Raw genomic sequence first — 19,341 nt, 5'->3', positions numbered from 1 at the left:
GATGGTCCGCCTCGCTGACCGGGCGCGCATCCGATTTTCCCGGCCGCACACCTTCCTGCGCCTTCCTCGATATTGCGTGGCACTGACCGCCGTGCGAGGGCAGGCTGGCCGTCATGGCTGCGATGTATGGAGACGACCAGCGGTTTCTCGACACCGTCACCGACCGCCTCGCCACACTCCCCACGGTCCGGGCCGTCGCCCTCGGCGGCTCCCGCGCCCAGGGCACGCACCGGCCCGACAGCGACTGGGACATGGCCGTGTACTACCGAGGCCCCTTCGATCCCGCCGACCTGCGCGCCCTCGGCTGGGAGGGCGAGGTCTCGGACGTCGGGGGATGGGGCGGCGGCGTCTTCAACGGCGGTGCCTGGCTGACTATCGACGGACGGCGCGTCGACGTGCACTACCGCGATCTCGACGTCGTCGAGCACGAGTTGGCAGAGGCGGAGGAAGGGCGGTTCCGGGTGGAGCCGTTGCTGTTCCATCTCGCCGGGATCCCCAGCTACTTGGTGGTGGCGGAGCTGGCGATCAATCGAGTGCTGCGCGGTAAGGCGCCCCGGCCGACCGCGTATCCGCAGAAGCTGCGTGCCTCCGCCGCAGATCGCTGGCGCGGCATCGCCCAGGCCACCCTTGCCTATGCGAAGGCCAACCACGCCCCGGCGGGCCGCCTGACGGAGGTCGCGGGCGCCGTCGCGACAGCCGCTATGCAGACTGGGCATGCCGTGCTGGCGGCGCGTGGGGAGTGGGTGACGAACGAGAAGCGGTTGCTGGAGCGGGCCGAGCTGCGCGGTGTGGACGAACTCCTGGCCGGGATGGGGCGGCAATCTGGATCACTGGCTGCCGTCCTGTCCGGCGCCGAGTCTTTGTTCGCTCGCCTCGTCGCCCGTGACTAGCTTGCGAGCAGTGGTTTCAGGAAGCGGCTGGGCGTTCCGTGCCAGAAGATCGCCAGTGAATCCCGTGACCGGGTGGCCGCGACGAAGAGGAGCGAGCGGGCCCGCTGGAGTTCACGCCGGTAGCGCAGTGCGTCTGTGCGCTGCATGCCGATCACCTCCGTGCGCGGTACGAGACCTTCGCTCACCCCGGCGATGATCATGCGCTGGTACTCCAGTCCCTTGAACCGGAACATCGTGCCGATGTGCACACCCTCGTCACCGCGTGGGCCGTCCGGACCGATCTCCACCGCCCGGATGCCGGACTGGGCGAGCGACACCGCGACTTGCTGAGCCATGGCATTGGTGGGCACGCAGATGGCGATCTGTTCCAGGGGGATGTCGTCCCACTGGGAGATCAGCTCGGTGATCGCCTCGCGTTCGGCTTCCCAGTCGGTGCTCGGGTGGAGTTCGGGCAGAGCTCCGCTCAGCACGGACCGGTATCCGGCCAGGTTCTCCTCGTGGCCGTCGAGGTCGTCGAACGACTCCCCGCTCAGCACCCCGAGTGCCGACCCGAGAATCTGACGCGTGGTCCGGTAACTGAGGGTGAGCCTGGCGGACCGGCCTCTGATGTTGATGCCGAGGCTGCCCAGGGTCACCTGGTTGTTGTAGATGCGCTGGTGGGTGTCGCCGACGAGGAAGATGTCGTTGCGGTCTCTGGCGACCATGGCGCGCAGCATCTTCCAGTGCCCCGGCCGAAGGTCCTGGGCCTCGTCCACGACGATGTGCCGGTAGCGGTAGCGGAGCCATCCGGCGGAACCGTCCTGGAGGTGGATGTTGTCCAGGCCGTCATGTTCCGCACGCTGCTGCTCGATGGCCTGGATCCGCCGCTCACGTTCCATCTCCAGGCGTGCGGCCCGTTCGGCGACCTGCGCCCATGTCTGGCGCCCGAGGCGGTCCAGTCGCTGGGTGAACTTCTCGGCCAGCTGCCAGATTTCGGCCCGCTCGGGCCGGGTGACGTTCCGCCCCCGGCCCGCGCGACGTGCCCGGAAGTAGTCGGTGCGGGACGCGACGGCCTGGCCGAGGATCACCTGTGTCCACTCGTCGTGGAGGAATTCCGCATCCCAGGTCGTCTCGCCGAGCTCGTCGAGCATGGCCCGCCACTCGCGGAGTACCTGGTTGTCGTCGATCGTCTGCTTGGTACTTCCGGGCTCGGCCTCCCGGACCACGCGCAGCGCCAGTTGGTCGACGTGGCTGATGTCCACGCGTGACAGCAACTGCTCGCCGCCGAGTTCCAGCAGCCGGGCACGGAGGTCGGCTGCGAGGTTCTTGTTGTACGTGGTCAGAAGCACCTGCTTGGTGCGGCCCTGGGGGAGCTGCTCGACCAGATGCTTCACACGGTGCAGGGCGACGATGGTCTTGCCCGTACCCGGGCCGCCGCCGACGCGGGCCGGGCCCGAGTAGTCCCGCTCGACCAGCTTGGACTGGGTGGGGTGCAGGAAGACCTTCCAGCGCCCGAAGTCCTCGCCTTCCAGGGCCTCGCGCAGCGCCTCGTCCGTGGTCGTGACCATCGTCGCCGGGCGTTCGGCGGCGGTCCGGAAGTCCTCGGTGTCGACCGGGTCGGGTGCGGCCACCGGGGCTGTCACCTGATCCAGTACGTCCTCGTAGGACTTGCCGTCGAAGAGGGAGAGCAGGATCTCGCCGGTCAGCTGGGGCGCGTACTCGATGAGCCCGAGCAACTGTTCCTCGGTGGTGAGTGTGCGGATCACCGGTACGAGCGGCTCGGCCACACCGAGGTCGGTGAGCTGCTGGTTCGAGAAGCGCGCGAACAGCGGTTCCGGCTGCGGGAGTTCGGGTTTCGCTTGGGCGCGGGGGGTCGGCTCGGGCGTCGGCTGTGCGGTTGCGGTGCGCCTGAGGACGCTTGCCGGCCGGAATCTCGCGTACGTATCAGCCGAAGGACGAGGAGGGCGAGCAACTGCCGCCCGAGTCGACGCGAGTGCAGGTGCAGGCCGAGGACGTGTTGCGGGAGACCGCGGCGACCCTGACCCGGCTGTTCGACGTGACCGCCACCAAGGACTGGGCCAACTGCGCCGCCCGTGCCGATGCGAAGGTGGACGGGCGGGTGCTCGTCGCCGATGTTCCCGTGTCCTATCTGCTGTTTCTCGAGAAGCAGCTCGTCGATCTCAATACCTTCGTGCGGAAGCTGCCCGTCCTCGACGCCTCCGAGTCGTGGGTCCAGGATCCGTCGACCGATGCGTGGAAGACCGAGCCGGTGCGGACGCTGAGGACCAAGAAGGTGCCTCGCAACCACGTGAAGGCCGAGGCGACCGAGAAGCATCCCGCTCAGGTCGAGGTGTACTACGAGGACATTCCTGTCGGGTACTGGACCACCGTGAAGTTCTCCGGTGCGCTTCCCGCCCGTCGCGTCAATGAACTCCTCGACCGTGTCGAGAAGTTGCAGCAGGCCGTGAAGTTCGCCAGGGAAGAGGCGAACGGCGTCGATGTCGCCGACCAGCGGGTCGGGGACTCCGTCTTCGGCTACCTCTTCGGGTAGGGGGTAGCGGTTAGCGGGTAGTGGGCAGCCGGTAACGGGTAGCCTCATAGACTCCCCGGCCCCTTGTGGTCGGGGTGCGCGAAGAGCGCAAGCTGAAGCTGAAGCTTGTCGTGAATGCGCGGTTCCAGTGGAGGTTCGAGTCCTCCTCGCGGCATCAAGAGCAATTCCCTTGCCGCGGTAGCCCAACCGGCAGAGGCAGACCGCGATCAATCTCAGACTCTCGCTCCAGACTCAGCATTCGCCGTCGATCGCCGGATCGACCGGGCTCAGGCCCCAGCGCGTCGAAATGCCGGTTCAAGTCCGGTCCGCACAGCTCGATGTGCGGTGGTCCAAAGGCAGGACGCGACGACATAACGACTGACCTGGGTTCTCAAGCGTGCCGGCGTGTGAACATGGGCGGCATCACAGGGCCCGGGGGCAGGCTACGCCCCCGGGTCCGCCTTCGTTTCCGCCGTCACGCGGCCGCCGTACCGAGATTGCGTTCATAAAGAACACGCCTTTCCCTTCGATCGTCACATCCTCGAAATACGTCCGTCCCATCCCCTCCAAGTACGCCCTCTACCGTGGACACCACACCAGCCCACAGCCCGGCCGCCGTCGCCCGAAGGCTCACCCCCGCCCTCGTCGAGACGACAGGAGCCCTGTGTCCCGCCCCGCCGTACCGTTCGCGCTGCCGCCCTGGCTCGCCCACGCCCTCCGTGCCCAGCGCGGCCCGGTTCCCTGGAGTGCGGTCGTGCGCGGTGCACTTGCCGCCGGTCCCCTCCTCCTCGCCGCGGTTCTTCTCCACCGCACCTCCCTCGGCGTCGTCGCCGCCATCGCCGCCATGCTCGCCGGGATCAACGACCGTCCCGGCAGCCGGCGGGTGTCCGTCACGCGGCTCGGGGCGCCCGCGCTCGCCGGGGCGGGCGGGCTGCTCGTCGGGACGTATGCCGGGGAGCATGTCGGGGCCGTGGCACTCACCCTTGTCCTCACCGGCTTCGGGCTGCTCGCCGGTGGGGTCAGTGCGATCGGGCCCGTCGCCTCCGGCGCCGGTACGCAGTTGCTCGTCGGCTCCGCCATCGGGGCCGGGATGCCGGTCCCGGAGGCGGGATGGCTGAGGGCACTTGCCTTCCTCGCCGGGGCCGGGTGGCTGCTGGCACTCCGGTTCGCGCTGCCCACGCCCGGCGCCACCGTCGGCGACTTCCGGTTCGACGGCGAGCGGGCCGCCGTGGCAGCCGTGTACGACGCCATCGCCGACCTCCTCGACGCGGCCGGCACCGATGACGCCGTCGCCCGCCGCGTCGCGCTCACCGCGGCCCTCGACCATGCGCAGGACGCGCTCGCCGGGCCCCGGTTGCGGCGTTACGCCTCCTCCTCCACCGAGCGGCGGCTGCACGCGCAGTACGCCGCCGCGTTGCCGCTCGGCGAGGCCGCGACAGCCCTCGCCTGGGCCGGGGACGCCGTCACCGGGCGGGCGTCGGAAGGGCCCCGGCGGCTCGCCGCTGCCGTACGGGAGAACACGCACACCGGGCCGCTGCCCGCACCCCACCGTTCGGCTCCGGCCCTGCGCGCCCTCGATGATGCCCTGCTGCGCGCCGCCGACGCCTTCGACCAGGGCGAGGGGAGCGACCTGCACACGCGGCGGCGGTCGGTCCGCGACATGTTCCGGCGCGTCTTCGGAGCCGGCGGACGTGAGTACGGCCTGCGCGTCGCCCTGTGCTTCGGGGCCAGCGCCGCCGTGGCCCAGGCCCTGCATCACGCACGCTGGTACGGGCAGCACCAGCACTGGTACTGGCTGCCCGCCACCGCCGTGTTCCTCGTCAAGCCCGACCTCGGGCCGCTCGCGTCCAGGGTGCTGAACCGTGCGGCGGGCACCGTCCTGGGGGCGGTCGTCTTCGCCGGCTTCGCCGCGGTACTGCCGCGGCCCGAAGGGCTCGTCGCGCTCGTCGCCCTGAGTGGGGCCCTCATTCCCGTCGCCACCCGGCACTTCGCCGCGCAGACCGCCGTCGTCACCGTGCTCGTCCTCGCCCTGGTGATGGTCGGCGGGGAGCCGCAGGCCTCCGCCGGACGGATCGGGGAAACCCTGCTGGCCTGCGCGATCGTGCTCATCGTCGGGCACCTGCCGATGCCGGGGCAGCGGGGTGGGGGAGTGCAGACCCGGGTCGCGGCGGCGGGCAGTGCCGCGTACGCCTACCTCGACCACGTTCTGCGCGAGGCCCGCGGCCCGATCAGCGCGCCCGACTCCCGCGCCACCCGCTGGACCCTGCGCCGCGAGGCCTACCGCACGCTCGCCGAGGCCCGTACCGCCATCGCCCTCGCCGCCGCCGAACTCCCCGCGCTCGCCCGGCACTCGGAGGGTACGGACAAGCTCGTCGCCACCCTCGAGCGGCTGGTGGACGCCACCACCGCGAGCGCCGTGCACCTGGACGACCAGGGTCACCTCTCACCCCGGCACACCGAGCAACTCGCCGAGCTGCTGGACGAGTTCGAGAGGGGACGCGAGCGAACCAGGCTACGGCTCCCCGAACTGCCCCTGGCCGTATAGCAGTCCGGACCGGCGCCCCGCAGCCTCGCTCCCCTGCGGGGTGCCGCCTGCGCCGTCGGGTTCACCGAAGCCGTGCGACCGGGAGGGCGGTCCGGCCGCAGCGGCTCCGCGACGGCGCGGTGCTACTTCTGCGCCCAGACCTGGTTGGGCTGGGTGCCGCCGCCGTAGCAGTCCCATATCTGCAGAAGCGCGCCGTTGCCGGAGCCGTCGGCGTCCAGGCATTTTCCGGACCGGGGGTTGGTGACGGTGCCGTTGGCGTTGAACTGCCACTGCTGGGCGCCGGTGCCGTTGCACGACCAGAGCTGCACCTTGGCGCCGTTGGCCGTGGAACCGCCGGCCACGTCGAGGCACTTGCCGGACTGCGGATTGACGAGGGTGTCGCCGGTCCGCGTCCACTTCTGGTTCCAGCCGGTTCCGCAGTCCCACAGCTGGACGGGGGTGCCGTCGGCCGTGCCCCAGTCCTTGAGGTCCAGGCAGCGGCCGCTCTGCTGACCGGTGACCGTGCCGGACGTACCGCCGCCTCCGCCACCGCCACCGCCGGAGCCGTTGGAGTCGTAGGAGAAGGAGTTCACGGCCAGGCCGGGGCCGCCGACCCAGGGCTCGAAGCCGAACTGCACGCTGGTCATGTACCACGCCGACGACAGGTAGCCGCGGCTGAGCGAGTCGTTGGTGAAGTCCTTGATGTTCACCGTGACCGCGTTGGTGGGCTGCTGGCGCACGTAGGAGACGGTGTTCCAGGCGATGCCGCTGCCCTGACGGCCGTACCAGACGTCCCAGTTGGCACCCTCGATCGACACCGTCCCGACCTTGGTGCCGAACGGCGTGGGCGACCCGGAGTGGTTGGCCCAGATCATCATCTCCTCGCCGTTGTTCTGGCCCGACGGGTTGGGGCTGGTGTCGAACCAGATGTCGTACGCGGCGTCCCACTGGCCGTCGGCGGTCGAGAAGTCGACGCTGGACTGCGGGTTGCCGAAGGCCGACACCTGCAGTGGCAGGCCGTTGCCGCTGGAGCAGTTGCCGTAGTGGCAGCCGGCGTAGATCGACGGATACGCCGCCGGCGCGCCGCTCGTGCCCACGTCGTGCCAGCCGGTGGTGACCTTGAAGCCGTCGTCCGACACGTCGATGCACTGGGGGATCGAGTCACCCCACTCGTTGTTCTGGACGACGTACTTGCCGCCCGAGACCTTCATGCTGTCGGTCTTGCCGCAGAGGGTCGTGTTCGCCGACACCGGCGAGGCGCCGGCCAGGGAGAGGGCAACCAGGAACAGGGCAGCCACGACTGCCGCGACCGCCGCAGCTCCACTGCGTGGCTTCGCGCTCGATCTGGTCATGGGAATCCTTTCGATGGCCGGGGCGGCTTCTGCGGCGCCCGGACCGTGGGGGGACGGATCCGGAGAGGGGGAGCGTCGACCTGGGAGGGCCGATGTGGGAGCGCTCCCATATGCGAGCGTCGACGCCGGGACCTTCCGGAAATGAAATGAGAGGGGGTTGCGCCAAAACGGCGGATGGGTGCCGCCGCGAGGCGGAACCAGTTGGTGGCGCGCGAGCTCGCCCAGCTCACTCACGCCGCGTCACATGAAGCCAGCGAGGTTGATTAACTGTCAAGCGGTCTGCGGGCGTTCACTTCATGAAGTCAAAGCAAGAGCTGCCGCTTCCCTAGCGATGCAGGTGCGATGCAGGCGCGATGCGGATGCGATGCGGACGTATCTCTTGCCGATGCGTCCGGGCGGGGCTAGCGTGCCGTCTCAGTCAAGTCACTGGCTAGTAGCTACTAACAAACTCGCCCTGGTAGCCACTGGCGGACCTTCGGCCCGGGAACGGAAAGGGAGGCGAACATGGCTGAGGGGGCGCCCACTTACCGGCGCGACCGGCCACGACTGCCGGCCGCCGAACGGCGCCGCCAGATCATCGGCATCACGTCCGCTCTCATCGCCGATCGCGGTTTCTGGGGACTGTCGATGCAGGACGTGGCCGATCGGTGCGGGCTCACCGTTCCGGGGGTGCTGCGCCATGTCGGCTCCAAGGCCGGCCTGCTCGTCGCCGTGCTGGAACACAGGGATGTCGAGGACGCCCGATCGCTTCGCGCGCACCTCGGTGTCGGTGAGGGCGAGGTCCCGGACGAGTGGTCCGCCGGCGGCCCCGAGGGAGTCGGCCTGCGGCAGTTGTGCTCGGCGACGATGCGGCGCAACGCCGAACAGCCGGAGATCGTACGGCTCTTCACCGTTCTGGAAGCCGAGTCGTTGACACCGAGCCATCCCGCACACGCCTACTTCGTGAAGCGACAGGAGAACGCGACAGCTGCTTTCGCATCCCTGGCCAGGGACCTCAGCGACCGTCCGCACTCGCTCGCCCGGCACATCGTGGCGATGATGGACGGCCTGCAGATCCAGTGGCTGCGCGCGCCGCAGACGTTCGACCTGGTCCGGGAATGGGAGATCGCCGCCGAGGTGCTCTTCGGCGGACCGGAGGACGCTGCGCGCGGGCAGAAGCGGGGCGGCTGACCGCTCGTTCAGGACCGGCGGCGGCAGGAAGCGGCCCGTGACGCACAACTGGCCCCGGCGTCACGGCAGCAGTCGCCGCTCCTTCGCCACCGCCACCGCGCCCGCCCGCGTCTCCACCCCCAACTTGCCGTAGATCCGCCCGAGATGGGTCTTCACGGTCGCCTCGCTGATGAACAGCTCCCGGGCGATCTCGCGGTTGCCGAGGCCGCGGGCCAGCTGGGCGAGGATCTCGTGTTCGCGGTCGGAGAGGGTGGGACGAGGGCTGCGCATCCGGGCCAGCAGGCGGTCGGCGACCGGAGCCGACAAGGCCGTACGGCCGGACGCGGCGCTGTGGATCGCGGCGAAGAGCTCGTCGGGGCGTTCCGCCTTGAGCAGATATCCCGTGGCGCCCGCCTCGATGGCCCGGGTGATGTCGGCGTCGGTGTCGAACATCGTCAGGACCAGTACGCGCGTGCCCCCTTCACCGTCAGCGGTCAGCCGCCTGGTCGCCGTCACCCCGTCCATGCCCTCCCCGAGCTGGAGGTCCATCAGGACGACGTCCGGGCGCAGACGCGCGGCCATGGCCAGCGCCTCCTCGCCGCCGCCCGCCTCACCGACCACCTCGATGCCGTCGGCGCTCGACAGCAGGGCGCGCAGACCGGCCCGTACCACCGCGTGGTCGTCGCACAGCAGGAGACGTACGGGCGCACTCACGCGGCCACCTCCTTCACGGTCACGGGTATCGCGGCCGACACGACGGTTCCCTCGCCCGGGGTGGACTCCACCGTGAGCGTCCCGCCCGACTGGCGGGCCCGGATGCGCATGGCCGGCAGGCCGTGGCCGCGCGTGCCGTCGGCGGCGGGCGGGGCGGCCGGGTCGAAGCCGCGGCCGTTGTCCGCCACGTCCAGCGAGATCTGGTCGTCCAGGCAGGTCAGGGTCAGTGCGGCCCGGGTCGCGGCGGCGTGTTCGCGTACGTTGGCCAGGGCGCCCTGGGCGATGCGCAGGAGGGCCGCCTGGATGCGGTCGGGGAGCGGGCCGGGCTCGCCGTCGAGGCGGAAGCCGACCGTCAGGCCGGGGCCGGTCTCGCGTGCGGCGAGGGCGGCGAGCGCCGCCGGGAGGGAGTGCCCGGCGAGGTCGGCCGGTGCCAGGTCGTGCACGAAACGGCGGGCCTCGGCGAGGCTGCGTGCGGTGATCGCGGCCGCCTCGCGGGTGTGCGCGCGGGCCGCTTCGTGGTCGGTTTCCCACACGCGCTCGGCCGCCTGGAGCAGCATCTGCTGGCTGGACAGGCCCTGCGCGAGGGTGTCGTGGATCTCGGCGGACAGACGCTGCCGCTCCGCCAGGACGCCGGCCCGCCGTTCGGTGGCCGCGAGGTCGCGCCGGGTGCGGACCAGGTCGTCGACGACCGCGCGCTGCCGGGCCGCCTGCCGCTGCAGATGGACGAAGACGGCCGTGGCGACTGCGGCCACGGCGGGCGGGGCCACCACCATGTTGGGGTTCAACGGGCCGTCCGCCACCCGCACTTCGGAGATCACGACCAGCACGGTGAGTACGCCGGCCAGCGGCACCGCGATCCGTGGCGGCAGGGCGTACAGGCCGGCGAAGAGCAGCGGCATCGCGCACCAGGTGGCGCTCGGGGCGAGGGCGAGGAGGGCGACCCAGACCGCGGACACCGAGACCAGCCAGGCCAGGTGCCGGCCGCTGGGCGGGGTTCCGGCGCGCGGGGGCGGGGCCAGGAAGTGGCCGAGGGCGTAGAGCAGGGAGAACGCCGCGAACAGCGCCACCACCCATCCCGTACGTGCCCCGCCCTGGTCGCGGGTCAAGAAGCGCGCGAACGAGGAGCACAGCAGCAGGAAGAACGCGGCATGTACGACCGCGGTCAGCCGGCGCTCGTCCGCATCGGTGGTGTTCTCCATGTTCCGTGTCTAACGCGGCCGGCACCGGATCGCATCAACCGATCGGCTGACATCGTCATCGCCCGAACCGCCCGCGGACCTGCGCCGGTCGAGCGAGCCGGACAGCGTGTTCCCGCACCGAGGCTTGCGACAGCACCCCAGAACCACCGCCTGAACCACCGCCTCGGAAGGCCGGACCCATGCCCGCCACGAACGTCACCGTCAACCGTGCCGCCCTCGGCCACCGCATCGCCTACGCCCTGCGCCACCCCGACCGCGTCCCCCGCCATCTGGCCCGCGCCGCGCGGGACGCGTGGCTGAGCCGCCGCCACCCGGACCATGTCTCCTACTACCGCGCCGTGATGCGCTCCGACACCCGGGCCGACCCGGACGCGGCGGTCGGCAGCCGCAACCGGGAGCGCTGGCTGGCGCTCGGGGCGATGCAGTTCGACTACCTCGTCGGCCACGGGCTGCGGCCCGGACACCGCATGCTGGAGATCGGCTGCGGCAACCTGCGGGGCGGCTGGCGGTTCATCCGCCACCTGGAGCCCGGGCACTACTACGGCGTCGACATCTCCCCGGACATCCTGCTCGCCGCGCAGGACACGATCCTGGAGATGGGGCTGGCGCAGCGGCTGCCCACGCTCACCCCCGTGCGCGACCTGACGCTGCGGTTCCTGCCCGACGCCCACTTCGACGTCGTCCACGCGCACAGCGTCTTCTCGCACTCCCCGCTCCCCGTCATCGAGGCGTGCCTGGCCAACGTCGGGCGGGTGCTCGCGCCGGGCGGCTGGTTCGACTTCACCTTCGACCGTACGGAGGGGGAGGAGCACCAGGTGCTGCGGGAGGACTTCTACTACCGCACCGACACCCTGCTCGCGCTGGCCGCGCAGCACGGGCTGAAGGCCCGCTTCATGGACGACTGGGAGGAGCTGCCGCACGGGCAGTCCAAGATCCGGGTGACGGCGTAGAGGTCCTCTACTGCCCGACCCGCGCCCACACCGGCGCATGGTCCGACGCCGCCTCCCCGCGGCGTTCCGCCGGGTCCTGACCCACCGACGGCAGCCGCAGCGTGCCGTCGCCGGGCAGGCCCGTCCCGGCCGCGGTCACCCGGTGGACCAGCCGGTGGCTCATCAGGATGTGGTCGATCAGCTCGCGCCGCCCGGAGTTGATCCGGGAGTAGCGCTCCTCGGGCGGGATCAGCGGGGCCACGTCCCACAGCCGGGCCGCGTCGCCCCGGTCCGGGCGGTCGTAGCCCGGAGTGCCGATCTCGGAGCCCGGCGGGCCCAGCAGGATCTGGGTGGTGGCGGCCTGCACCTCGTCGTTCAGGTCGCCCAGCATGGCGACGTCGCGCTCGCGTCCGTCCCCGTCCAGCAGGTCGTCGGCGAGCGCGCGCAGGGCCGTCGCCTCGGCGGCCCGCCGGTAGAGGGCGTAGGCGCCGTAGCGGGCGCGTTCGCCCTCGTCGTGGGGGAAGAAACGGTTGCCCGGATAGGACAGCAGCTTCGACTTCAGGTGGGCGACGGCCACCCGGAGCGGGCCGGCGTCCGTCGCGGCCTCCACCGCCAGGAAGCCGCGCCCCGCCGCCGCGACCTGCGCGCCGGAGTCGGCCTCCTGCACGGGGCGCAGCCCGGCCGGGAAGGCGTTCGTGTCGGCCAGGACCCGCAGCTCCCGGCGGCTGAGGAAGCCCACCCTGATGCCGCGGCCGTCCGGGTGCGTGCTGAGCACCGTGTGCCAGTCGCCGTCCAGCATCCCGACCAGGTCCTCGAGCGCCGTGGGCTCGCCGACCTCCTGGACGCCGAGCAGCGCCGGGTCGAGTTCCGTGATCACGGCCGCGAGGGCCGCGAGCTTCGACTCGTAGGCCGCCTTGTCCTTGGGGCCGAAGGGGCCGCCCGGCCGGTACAGGTTCTCCAGGTTCCAGGTGCCGAGGAGCATGCCGGGCCCCTTTCCGGAAGCCGACGGGAGCGCTGCGGTGAGGCCAGCGTGCCTGCCCGGCCGATTCCCCGACAGAGCGGCGGCAGGATGCGCGGTTCGGCTCACCCGACCCGAGGAGCACGTCGTACGTTGACAGGATGACCGACTCTCCCGCCGATCTGGTCCTCACCGGCTGCACCGTCCTCGTGCACGACGACCGCGAGCGGATCGGGTTCGAGGAGAACGCGGCCGTGGTCGTGCGCGGCGGTCTCGTGGACGCGGTGACGACCGCGGCCGCGGTGGAGCACCTCCCCGCCGCCGAGCGCATCGACGCGCACGGCCAGGTCGCGATGCCCGGCCTGATCAACTGCCATACGCACGCACCGATGGTCGCGCTGCGCGGCGTCGCCGAGGACATGGACACGGTCGCCGCCGTCGTCCGGGAATGCGGCATCCGGGCCCGCCTCGGACAGGCGTACGTCTCCTGAGGGCGATGGCGGTGGTGATGGCCGTCGGCGCCGCCCGGGTGCCGTAGCGCGAACTCCAGGGAATTCTCCCGGCCTTGGGGCCCCTGGGACCCGTGCACCTCCACGCGGCCGAGAACCGCGACCAGACCCGAGGTCGGCCTGGCCCGCCACGGCGTGACCCCGATCGAGGTCCGCGGGCGTACCGGCATCCTCGACACCGACGTGCTGATCGCGCACGGCACCGGCATCACCGAGCGCGACCTGCCCGTTCACGAGCTCGCCGCCACCCTCGTGCACAGCGCCCGCTCCGGCGATGTCCGCACGACCATCGTCGACGGGTGGGTCCTCATGCGCGACCGCGAGCTGCTCACCCTCGATGTCCCTTCGGTGGTAAGGGAGTTGGGGGAACGGCTGTCGGCGCTGCTGGACCGCGGTCATGGTCGGCGGATCCGGGATTGCAAGACCTGGAAACCGGCCCCGGAGAAGCGCTTTGGCGCCAACCCTTGATAACCGGGCCGTCGCACCAAGTGGTTTCACGCTACACAGGAAGGCCGGGACGTACTCGTCCGACGGGAGGCCGGCCGGTGGAACTCACGATGGATGTAGCGGTGCTGCTCGCTGTCGTCATCTTCGTGCGAGCACGGCGCAAGCCACTGGCCCGCAGCCGTTCCGACGCGTGGCTGACCGTCTTCCTCGCCCTGGCCTTCGGCGTGCTGATCGCCCCGACCGCCTTCGGTCAGGGCGTATTCAGCTTCATGGGCCAACTCGCCCAGGGAGTAACGCAGTCGGCGAGCCCCTGAGCCCGAGCCTGGGGTCATCCCACGCGGCTCTCGCCGGCCTGCTGAACATGGCCCGCGCCGGCATCCGGTGGCGCCGCTCCCTGCGCGTCCGCGGCCTGATCGCGCTCCCGGTGACGTACGCCCGGAAAATTCTCTGAGGCGGCGATGAGTTCTGTCCCTCCCGTCGGTCACCACTCTTGACGGACCGTTGCACAGGAGGGGCCATGTCGCTTCCGGAGATCGTCTCGCGCGAGCAGTGGCGCGCGGCACGCGAGGAGTTGCTCGCCAAGGAGAAGGCGGTCACGCGCGCGCGTGACGCACTGAATGCCGAGCGGCGCCGGCTGCCCATGGTCGAGGTGGACAAGGAGTACGTCTTCGAGAGCGGCGACGGGAAGGCCACCCTGCTGGACCTGTTCGAGGGCCGGCTCCAGCTCGTCGTCCACCACTTCATGTTCGCGCCCGACTGGGACGCCGGCTGCCGCAGCTGCTCGGCCTTCCTGGACCAGATCGGGCATCTGGCGCACCTCCGGGCGCGGGGCACGACGTTCGCCGTTGTCTCCCGGGCGCCCTACACGAAGATCCTGCCGTTCAAGGCGCGGATGGGATGGACGATGCCCTGGTACTCGTCGCACGGAAGCGACTTCAACCACGACTTCGAGGTGACCCTGGAGCACGAGGGGGAGTCCCTCGAGCGGCCCGGCCTCAGCTGCTTCCTGCGGGACGGCGAGCGGGTCTTCCACACCTACTCGACCTACGAGCGCGGCCTCGACGGACTCGGTTCCACCACCGGCTTCCTGGACCTGACCGCGCTGGGCCGGCAGGAGGAATGGGAGGAACCCAAGGGGCGTGCGTCGTTTCTTGGGGCGCCCGCGGGAAGTGATCGCATCCGGTATCACGACGAGTACGAGGAATGAAGCGGAAAGTAGTCATGATGCGACCGGGATCTTCACTGAGTGACCGAATCCTCACACTGTGCGCTGAACGAGTGTCAACTACGTCTCAGTACGGCAACTGAGCGAGGCGTTCGGCCCCTGGAAGGCGTTAACTCCTACAGGACAACGCTTCTGGAGGTGCGAGATGGTGAACGGGCGAACGGTGCTCGAACGCTTTCCCGCAGGTGGGCCGCGTGGCTCGTGGCCGGCGGAGGAGTTCGCGCACGCGCGACGGCAGGAAGGACTGCCCGCCGAGGTCGTCATGGACCTCGCGACGGACACCTTCCTGGTGATCGTGCGCGGCGACACGGCCGCGGACGCGATCGCCTGAGGGGCGTCAGCCCGCCTCCGGGGCGGGCACCGGCGCCCTGAACTGCTCGGCCTGGAGCGAGTACAACTCCGCGTAGATCCCGCCCCTGGCCAGCAGCTCGTCCGGGGTGCCGGACTCCGCGAGACGGCCCCGGTCGAGCACGTGCACCAGATCCGCGTGCCGTACGGACGCCAGCCGGTGGGTGATCAGGATGACGGTCTGGCCCGCGGAGGCCAGGGCCCGGATCTTCTCGAAGACCTCCAGCTCGGCCCGGGCGTCCAGGGCCGCCGTCGGCTCGTCCACGACCAGGATCCGGCCGCGTCGGTAGGCCGCCCGCGCGATGCCGAGCCGCTGCCACTGACCGCCGGACAGCTCATGGCCGCCGCTGAAGTTGCGGGCGAGCAGGGTGTCCAGGCCGCGCGGCAGGTCATCCACCACGTCCTCGGCCCCGGCCTCGGCGAGCGAGGTGGCCAGGCGCTCCTCGGTCAGGGGCGCCGAGGAGCGGCCGACGGCGACGTTGACCCGGGCCGTGAACGGCCAGCGCTTGAAGTCCTGGGCCAGCATCGCGACCCGTTCGGCCAGCGCCTGGCGGTCCGCGGTCGCCGCGTCGACGCCGTCCCACAGGACCCGGCCCGCGTCCGGCGTGTACAGGCCCGCGAGCAGTTTGATCAGGGTCGTCTTGCCGGAGCCGTTCTCGCCGACCAGCGCCACGATGCCGCCGAGCGGAAGCGTGAGGGTGACGTCGTCGAGGGCGGGGCGGGAGGACTCGCCGGGATAGCGGAACGTGACGTTCTCGAACCGGATCTCCCGGGGGTCCTCCGGCAGCGGGTCGCCGCCGACCGGGATCGCCCGCTCGGCCGCCTCGACGTAAAGCTTCTGAAGATCGCCGACGAACAGCGCCTCCTCGTGGAGCGCGTTGATCTCCAGAACCAGGCTGTCGAGACTCGACGACCCCGTCCGGATCGCGATCACGGCCGTCCCCGCCACCGACAGCGCCATCGTCCCGCTGAGCAGCAGCCCGCCGAGGGTCGCGTACGTCGCCACGGTCGCCATGCCCGTCCAGGCCGCCGCGATCAGCCCGGTCCGCGCGGCCAGCCGGGCCAGCCGGGCCTGCTCCGCCTCCGCGGCCTCCGACATGGCGCGGAAGTGCCGCAGCAGGAAGGGGCCCACGCCGTGCACCCGGATCTCCGGTGCGGCGGCGGGCTCGGTCAGCAGCCCGCTGATCAGATGCCCGGCCCGCGCGTGCTGCACCCAGATGTGGAAGGACTCGTAGCGGCGCCGCGCGTTGGTGAGCGCGCTCCACGCGCTGGGCAGCGTCATGGTGGCGAGCAGCGGAAGCAGCGCCGGGTGCAGCACGGTCAGCACGCTCGCCGCCGCGATCAGCGAGATCATCGCGTTCACCACGCGTGTGGCGTACGAGATCATCCGCCGGGCCGAGGAGGCGCCGTACTGCGCGGTGTCCAGCAGCTTGTGGAAGGCGTGGTCCTCGATCGCGGCCAGCTCCACGGCCGCGGCGCGCTCCAGGTACAGCTCCGTGGCCACGCGCTCCACCTTGGGCTCCAGCCGCCCGGTGGCATAGGTCGACGCCGCCCGTAGCATCGCCCCGACCAGCATGACGGCGGCCATGGCGATCAGCGCGGGAGCGGCGCCGCGCAGCCGGTCCTCGATCGCCCCGCCGCCCATCAGCCGCCCCAGCACGCTGTTGACCGCGAGCAGGCTCACCGCCTGCGTCGCGCCCCGGCCGACCTCGGCGGCCAGCACGATCCGCGCCGCCCACGGGTCGGCCTGCCAGGCGAGCCGGAAGCTCGACGCCAGCAGGGACGGCAGCCGCCTCACCATGGCCCGGAAGTTCAGTTCGAGGAACGCGTCCCGGTGCTGGTTCCAGCCCATGTCGTAGCGCAGCGGGCCCCCGAAGAGCAGCTGCTCCGACTCGGATACCCCGGGCGTGCTCCTTTCGCCCCGCTTACGCCGCCCGCCCCACCTCAGCCACCCGCCCCGCAATGACCGCACCGCCGGCCTCCCCCGGTCCACGTCGACGAACGGCCACTATCGCCGGGCCGGGCGCCTCGGGGCAGGGCGCAGCTCGAAACGGACGGACGCGCGGGCGTACGCCCTGAGGTCGCGCGATGTTTACGCAATCATCGGCTACGCGACGGCGGGCCGCGACCAGATCGGCGTCGTCCCCGTCACCCGGCACAGGGCCAGATACAGCGGGATCGGCGGGGTGTACGGCACCGTGCCCGTGGGCCGGTGGATGAGGTCGGGGACCGCCGGGGCGTCCGGAACTACCGCCCCGGCGGCGTACTGCGTGGGCGCCGGCCACTCGAGTGCGTAGTCGGAGTCCGACGGGACGAGCCACCACCAGTGCGTGTCATCGGCGTACACGCACCCCACGCGGGGCAGCCGCGGCAGCACCAGCGGGCCGAGGCTGGCGGGTATCTCCACCGCGTCGCAGCCCAGCGGTGCCGTCATGCCCTCGGGCACGGCGAGTCGCCGGGGTGTGGCCGGTGTGTGCAGTCCCCGCCGGAGGCGGACCAGCGTGTCCAGGCTCAGCGCCCCGACACCGGACGCAGCCCTCACCGCCATGCGCCTCCCGTCCCGTGCCGTCCGTGTGCGTCCGTCTCGTCGTCGTCGCCCGACCCGCCGGCCGGGCCCGGCTTGGGGCGGGCTCCCCAGCCCAGGTCGTTGCAGGGTCCGCAGTCGTGCCCGGGGTCCTGGGGTACGGCCTTGCGCGGCAGCTCGGCCCAGACCAGCAGCCCCGGTCCGTGCTCTTGAGCACCCCACGCGTCACAGAGCGCGTCGATGAGGAGCAATCCCCTCCCGTGCTCCTCCTCGGGCCGCGCCCGCAGCGGATGGGGTTCACCAGGTGCGCAACCCTCGTCACGCACGGCTATGCGCACCAGGTCGTCGCCGTCGTGCAGCTCGCAGACTATGCGGCTGCTCGCCGTGTGCACGAGGGCGTTGGTGACCAGCTCCGAGATCACCAGAGCGGCGGTGTCGCAGATGTCCTCGCACACCGACCACACGTCGAGCCGGGCCCTGGCCAGGCGTCTGGCCTGCGCGGGAGAGCCCGGATGTGCGGCCAGCTCGAACCGGAACCGGCGCTCGGCAGCGGCCTTGTCGGGGGCCACCGCCGCGGCCGCGCCGAGGCCCGGAAGGCCTGCGGCAGCGTCTGTTCCTAAGGGCGCGGACGGAATCACGCTTGCCACTATCGCCCCGCCGTGAACACTTGGCAAGTGTCACTCTGAAAAATGCAGAGTGCTGTGTGACTCTGTGAAATGGCGTGGCACACTGCTCGCAACAGCACCTTGAGCGGCGCCAATCGGGATCGACGGAGATCCGTACAGATCTTCGAATAGGTCTTCGAATGGCGCCGTATGGCTGTAAGCATGCATGTGTGGCAGGCCCGGTCCCGGGCGGCCGCACTGCCAGGGACGACAGGACGAACGCGACTTGGTGGAGGTGGAGCGTGAGCGAACCGCGGTCCGCGCCCACCGTCGGGCAGGTCGTCCTCGGCCGCCGTCTGCTGGACCTGCGGGAGCGAGCCGGCCTCAAGCGCGAGGAAGCCGCCCGCATCCTCCGCGTCGCCCCGGCCACGGTCCGCCGCATGGAGATGGCGGAGGTCGGCCTCAAGATCCCGTACCTCCAGTTGCTCCTGAAGTCCTACGGTGTCTCGGACGAGGAGGCCGAGGCCTTCGTGCAGCTGGCCGAGGAGGCCAACAAGCCCGGCTGGTGGCAGCGGTTCCACGACATCCTGCCGGGCTGGTTCTCGATGTACGTCAGCCTGGAGGGCGCGGCCGCCCTCATCCGCTCCTACGACCCGCACTTCGTTCCCGGGCTGCTCCAGACCGAGGACTACGCGCGCGGGGTGCTCAGGTCGGGCGCGATCGGCCAGACCCAACCCGAAGACATCGAGCGCCACGTCGACCTGCGCATACAACGCCAGGAACTGCTCACCCGTCCTGACGCGCCCCGATTCTGGGCCGTCATGGACGAGACCGCGCTGCGCCGCCCGGCCGGCGGCCCGGAGGTGATGCGTGCCCAGATCGACAGGCTGCTCGAAGCCACGGAGCTGCCCAACGTGACGCTGCAGGTCGCGCCCTTCACCAACGGGCCGCACCCCGGCACCTACGGGCCCTTCGTGCTGTTCCGATTTGCCATGTCAGAACTGCCGGACATGGTCTACAGCGAGTACCTGACCGGCGCCGTCTATCTCGACGCGCGCTCGGAGGTGGCGACCCACCTCGAGGTCATGGACCGCATGGCGGCGCAGGCCGCTACGGCACGTCGCACGAAGGAGATCCTCCGGGATCTCCGCAAGGAGCTGTGAATGGATCGCAACAAGCCGCGCAAACACGTCTACAACGGCATGCCTTCGCGGGAGCTGGGCAGCGAGGGGTGGCACAAGCCGTGGAGCGGCGGCAACGGCGGCAACTGCCTGGAGGCGATGAAGCTCGCCGACGGGCGGATCGCCGTCCGCCAGTCCACCGACCCGGACGGGCCGGCGCTGATCTACACCACCGACGAGATGACGGCCTTCATCGAGGGCGCCAAGGCGGGGGAGGCCGACTTCCTGCTGTCCTGAGCCTTAGCCTTGTTGCCCGTTGCCGTTGTCCCGCCGATCAC

General features: G+C 71.0%; 16 protein-coding genes and 3 pseudogenes. 11 read left to right on the top strand and 8 right to left on the bottom strand.

Annotation, left to right across the window (positions count from 1 at the left end; all coding sequences use genetic code 11):
• Window positions 1–113 precede the first annotated feature (113 nt).
• Window positions 114–890, top strand: a complete 777-nt coding sequence (locus tag ACIBN2_RS35585; RefSeq protein ID WP_399140729.1) for a nucleotidyltransferase domain-containing protein — start codon at window positions 114–116, stop codon at window positions 888–890.
• On the opposite strand, the pseudogene ACIBN2_RS35580 reads toward ACIBN2_RS35585, so the two are convergent.
• Window positions 887–2,764: pseudogene (locus ACIBN2_RS35580) on the bottom strand (UvrD-helicase domain-containing protein); the annotation flags it as partial. The gene ACIBN2_RS35585 and the pseudogene ACIBN2_RS35580 sit on opposite strands and share 4 nt — an antisense overlap.
• Before the next feature lie 23 nt (window positions 2,765–2,787).
• Here ACIBN2_RS35580 and ACIBN2_RS35575 point away from each other — a divergent pair.
• A pseudogene (locus ACIBN2_RS35575) lies at window positions 2,788–3,420 on the top strand (hypothetical protein); the annotation flags it as partial.
• 643 nt (window positions 3,421–4,063) lie between these two features.
• Window positions 4,064–5,944: an FUSC family protein gene (locus ACIBN2_RS35570; protein WP_399140727.1), complete on the top strand. Its 1,881-nt coding sequence runs from the start codon at window positions 4,064–4,066 to the stop codon at window positions 5,942–5,944.
• A 122-nt stretch (window positions 5,945–6,066) separates the two neighbouring features.
• On the opposite strand, the gene ACIBN2_RS35565 is transcribed toward ACIBN2_RS35570, so the two are convergent.
• Window positions 6,067–7,275 (bottom strand): RICIN domain-containing protein, encoded by a 1,209-nt coding sequence (locus ACIBN2_RS35565; RefSeq protein ID WP_399140725.1) that lies wholly within the window; start codon window positions 7,273–7,275, stop codon window positions 6,067–6,069.
• Window positions 7,276–7,779: 504 nt separating this feature from the next.
• Here ACIBN2_RS35565 and ACIBN2_RS35560 point away from each other — a divergent pair.
• Window positions 7,780–8,445 (top strand): TetR/AcrR family transcriptional regulator, encoded by a 666-nt coding sequence (locus ACIBN2_RS35560; RefSeq protein ID WP_399140724.1) that lies wholly within the window; start codon window positions 7,780–7,782, stop codon window positions 8,443–8,445.
• A 60-nt stretch (window positions 8,446–8,505) separates the two neighbouring features.
• Here the strand turns inward: ACIBN2_RS35560 and ACIBN2_RS35555 are convergent, their stop codons facing one another.
• Together ACIBN2_RS35555 and ACIBN2_RS35550 are read right to left on the bottom strand one after the other, a co-directional pair.
• Window positions 8,506–9,138, bottom strand: coding sequence for a response regulator (locus ACIBN2_RS35555; protein WP_399140722.1), 633 nt, complete (start codon window positions 9,136–9,138; stop codon window positions 8,506–8,508).
• A complete protein-coding gene (locus ACIBN2_RS35550; RefSeq protein ID WP_399140721.1) occupies window positions 9,135–10,337 on the bottom strand; it encodes a sensor histidine kinase in 1,203 nt (400 codons plus the stop codon). The genes ACIBN2_RS35555 and ACIBN2_RS35550 overlap by 4 nt, the downstream gene beginning before the upstream one ends.
• Before the next feature lie 179 nt (window positions 10,338–10,516).
• Here ACIBN2_RS35550 and ACIBN2_RS35545 point away from each other — a divergent pair, with 179 nt between their 5' ends.
• Entirely contained in the window at window positions 10,517–11,287 is a 771-nt protein-coding gene (locus tag ACIBN2_RS35545; protein WP_399140720.1) for a class I SAM-dependent methyltransferase, read from the top strand.
• 7 nt (window positions 11,288–11,294) lie between these two features.
• Here the strand turns inward: ACIBN2_RS35545 and ACIBN2_RS35540 are convergent, their stop codons facing one another.
• The gene (locus ACIBN2_RS35540; protein WP_399140719.1) at window positions 11,295–12,248 is read right to left on the bottom strand and encodes an endonuclease/exonuclease/phosphatase family protein; all 954 of its coding nucleotides are present in this window, start codon (window positions 12,246–12,248) and stop codon (window positions 11,295–11,297) included.
• A 137-nt stretch (window positions 12,249–12,385) separates the two neighbouring features.
• Here ACIBN2_RS35540 and ACIBN2_RS35535 point away from each other — a divergent pair.
• The 4 genes and pseudogenes from ACIBN2_RS35535 (at window position 12,386) to ACIBN2_RS35520 (ending at window position 14,736) form a co-directional block, all read left to right on the top strand.
• Window positions 12,386–13,201: pseudogene (locus ACIBN2_RS35535) on the top strand (hypothetical protein).
• 89 nt (window positions 13,202–13,290) lie between these two features.
• Complete coding sequence (locus ACIBN2_RS35530; RefSeq protein WP_399140717.1) at window positions 13,291–13,494, top strand: hypothetical protein; 204 nt, start codon at window positions 13,291–13,293, stop codon at window positions 13,492–13,494.
• A gap of 203 nt (window positions 13,495–13,697) precedes the next feature.
• On the top strand, window positions 13,698–14,387 hold the full coding sequence (locus ACIBN2_RS35525; protein ID WP_399140715.1) for a DUF899 domain-containing protein: 690 nt from the start codon (window positions 13,698–13,700) through the stop codon (window positions 14,385–14,387).
• A gap of 163 nt (window positions 14,388–14,550) precedes the next feature.
• Window positions 14,551–14,736 carry a hypothetical protein gene (locus ACIBN2_RS35520; protein WP_399140713.1) on the top strand — a complete coding sequence of 62 codons (186 nt, stop codon included), beginning with the start codon at window positions 14,551–14,553 and terminating at the stop codon, window positions 14,734–14,736.
• A gap of 6 nt (window positions 14,737–14,742) precedes the next feature.
• Here ACIBN2_RS35520 and ACIBN2_RS35515 read toward each other — a convergent pair whose 3' ends face one another.
• From ACIBN2_RS35515 to ACIBN2_RS35505, 3 genes are all read right to left on the bottom strand, one after another.
• Window positions 14,743–16,605 carry an ABC transporter ATP-binding protein gene (locus ACIBN2_RS35515; protein ID WP_399141032.1) on the bottom strand — a complete coding sequence of 621 codons (1,863 nt, stop codon included), beginning with the start codon at window positions 16,603–16,605 and terminating at the stop codon, window positions 14,743–14,745.
• A 255-nt stretch (window positions 16,606–16,860) separates the two neighbouring features.
• The gene (locus ACIBN2_RS35510) at window positions 16,861–17,301 is read right to left on the bottom strand and encodes a hypothetical protein (protein ID WP_399140712.1); all 441 of its coding nucleotides are present in this window, start codon (window positions 17,299–17,301) and stop codon (window positions 16,861–16,863) included.
• The gene (locus ACIBN2_RS35505) at window positions 17,292–17,924 is read right to left on the bottom strand and encodes an ATP-binding protein (RefSeq protein WP_399140710.1); all 633 of its coding nucleotides are present in this window, start codon (window positions 17,922–17,924) and stop codon (window positions 17,292–17,294) included. The genes ACIBN2_RS35510 and ACIBN2_RS35505 overlap by 10 nt, the downstream gene beginning before the upstream one ends.
• Window positions 17,925–18,184: 260 nt before the next feature.
• Between ACIBN2_RS35505 and ACIBN2_RS35500 the strand changes: the two genes are divergently transcribed.
• Together ACIBN2_RS35500 and ACIBN2_RS35495 are read left to right on the top strand one after the other, a co-directional pair.
• Window positions 18,185–19,045, top strand: coding sequence for a helix-turn-helix transcriptional regulator (locus tag ACIBN2_RS35500; RefSeq protein WP_399140709.1), 861 nt, complete (start codon window positions 18,185–18,187; stop codon window positions 19,043–19,045).
• Window positions 19,046–19,300, top strand: coding sequence for a DUF397 domain-containing protein (locus tag ACIBN2_RS35495; RefSeq protein ID WP_384257956.1), 255 nt, complete (start codon window positions 19,046–19,048; stop codon window positions 19,298–19,300).
• Window positions 19,301–19,341: the final 41 nt, after the last annotated feature.

Source organism: Streptomyces sp. NPDC050534 (assembly GCF_044457745.1).
In the GTDB taxonomy this organism is placed as follows: domain Bacteria; phylum Actinomycetota; class Actinomycetes; order Streptomycetales; family Streptomycetaceae; genus Streptomyces.
The sequence above is the reverse complement of the archived record's forward strand: the minus strand, read 5'-3'. Positions and strand labels throughout refer to the sequence as shown.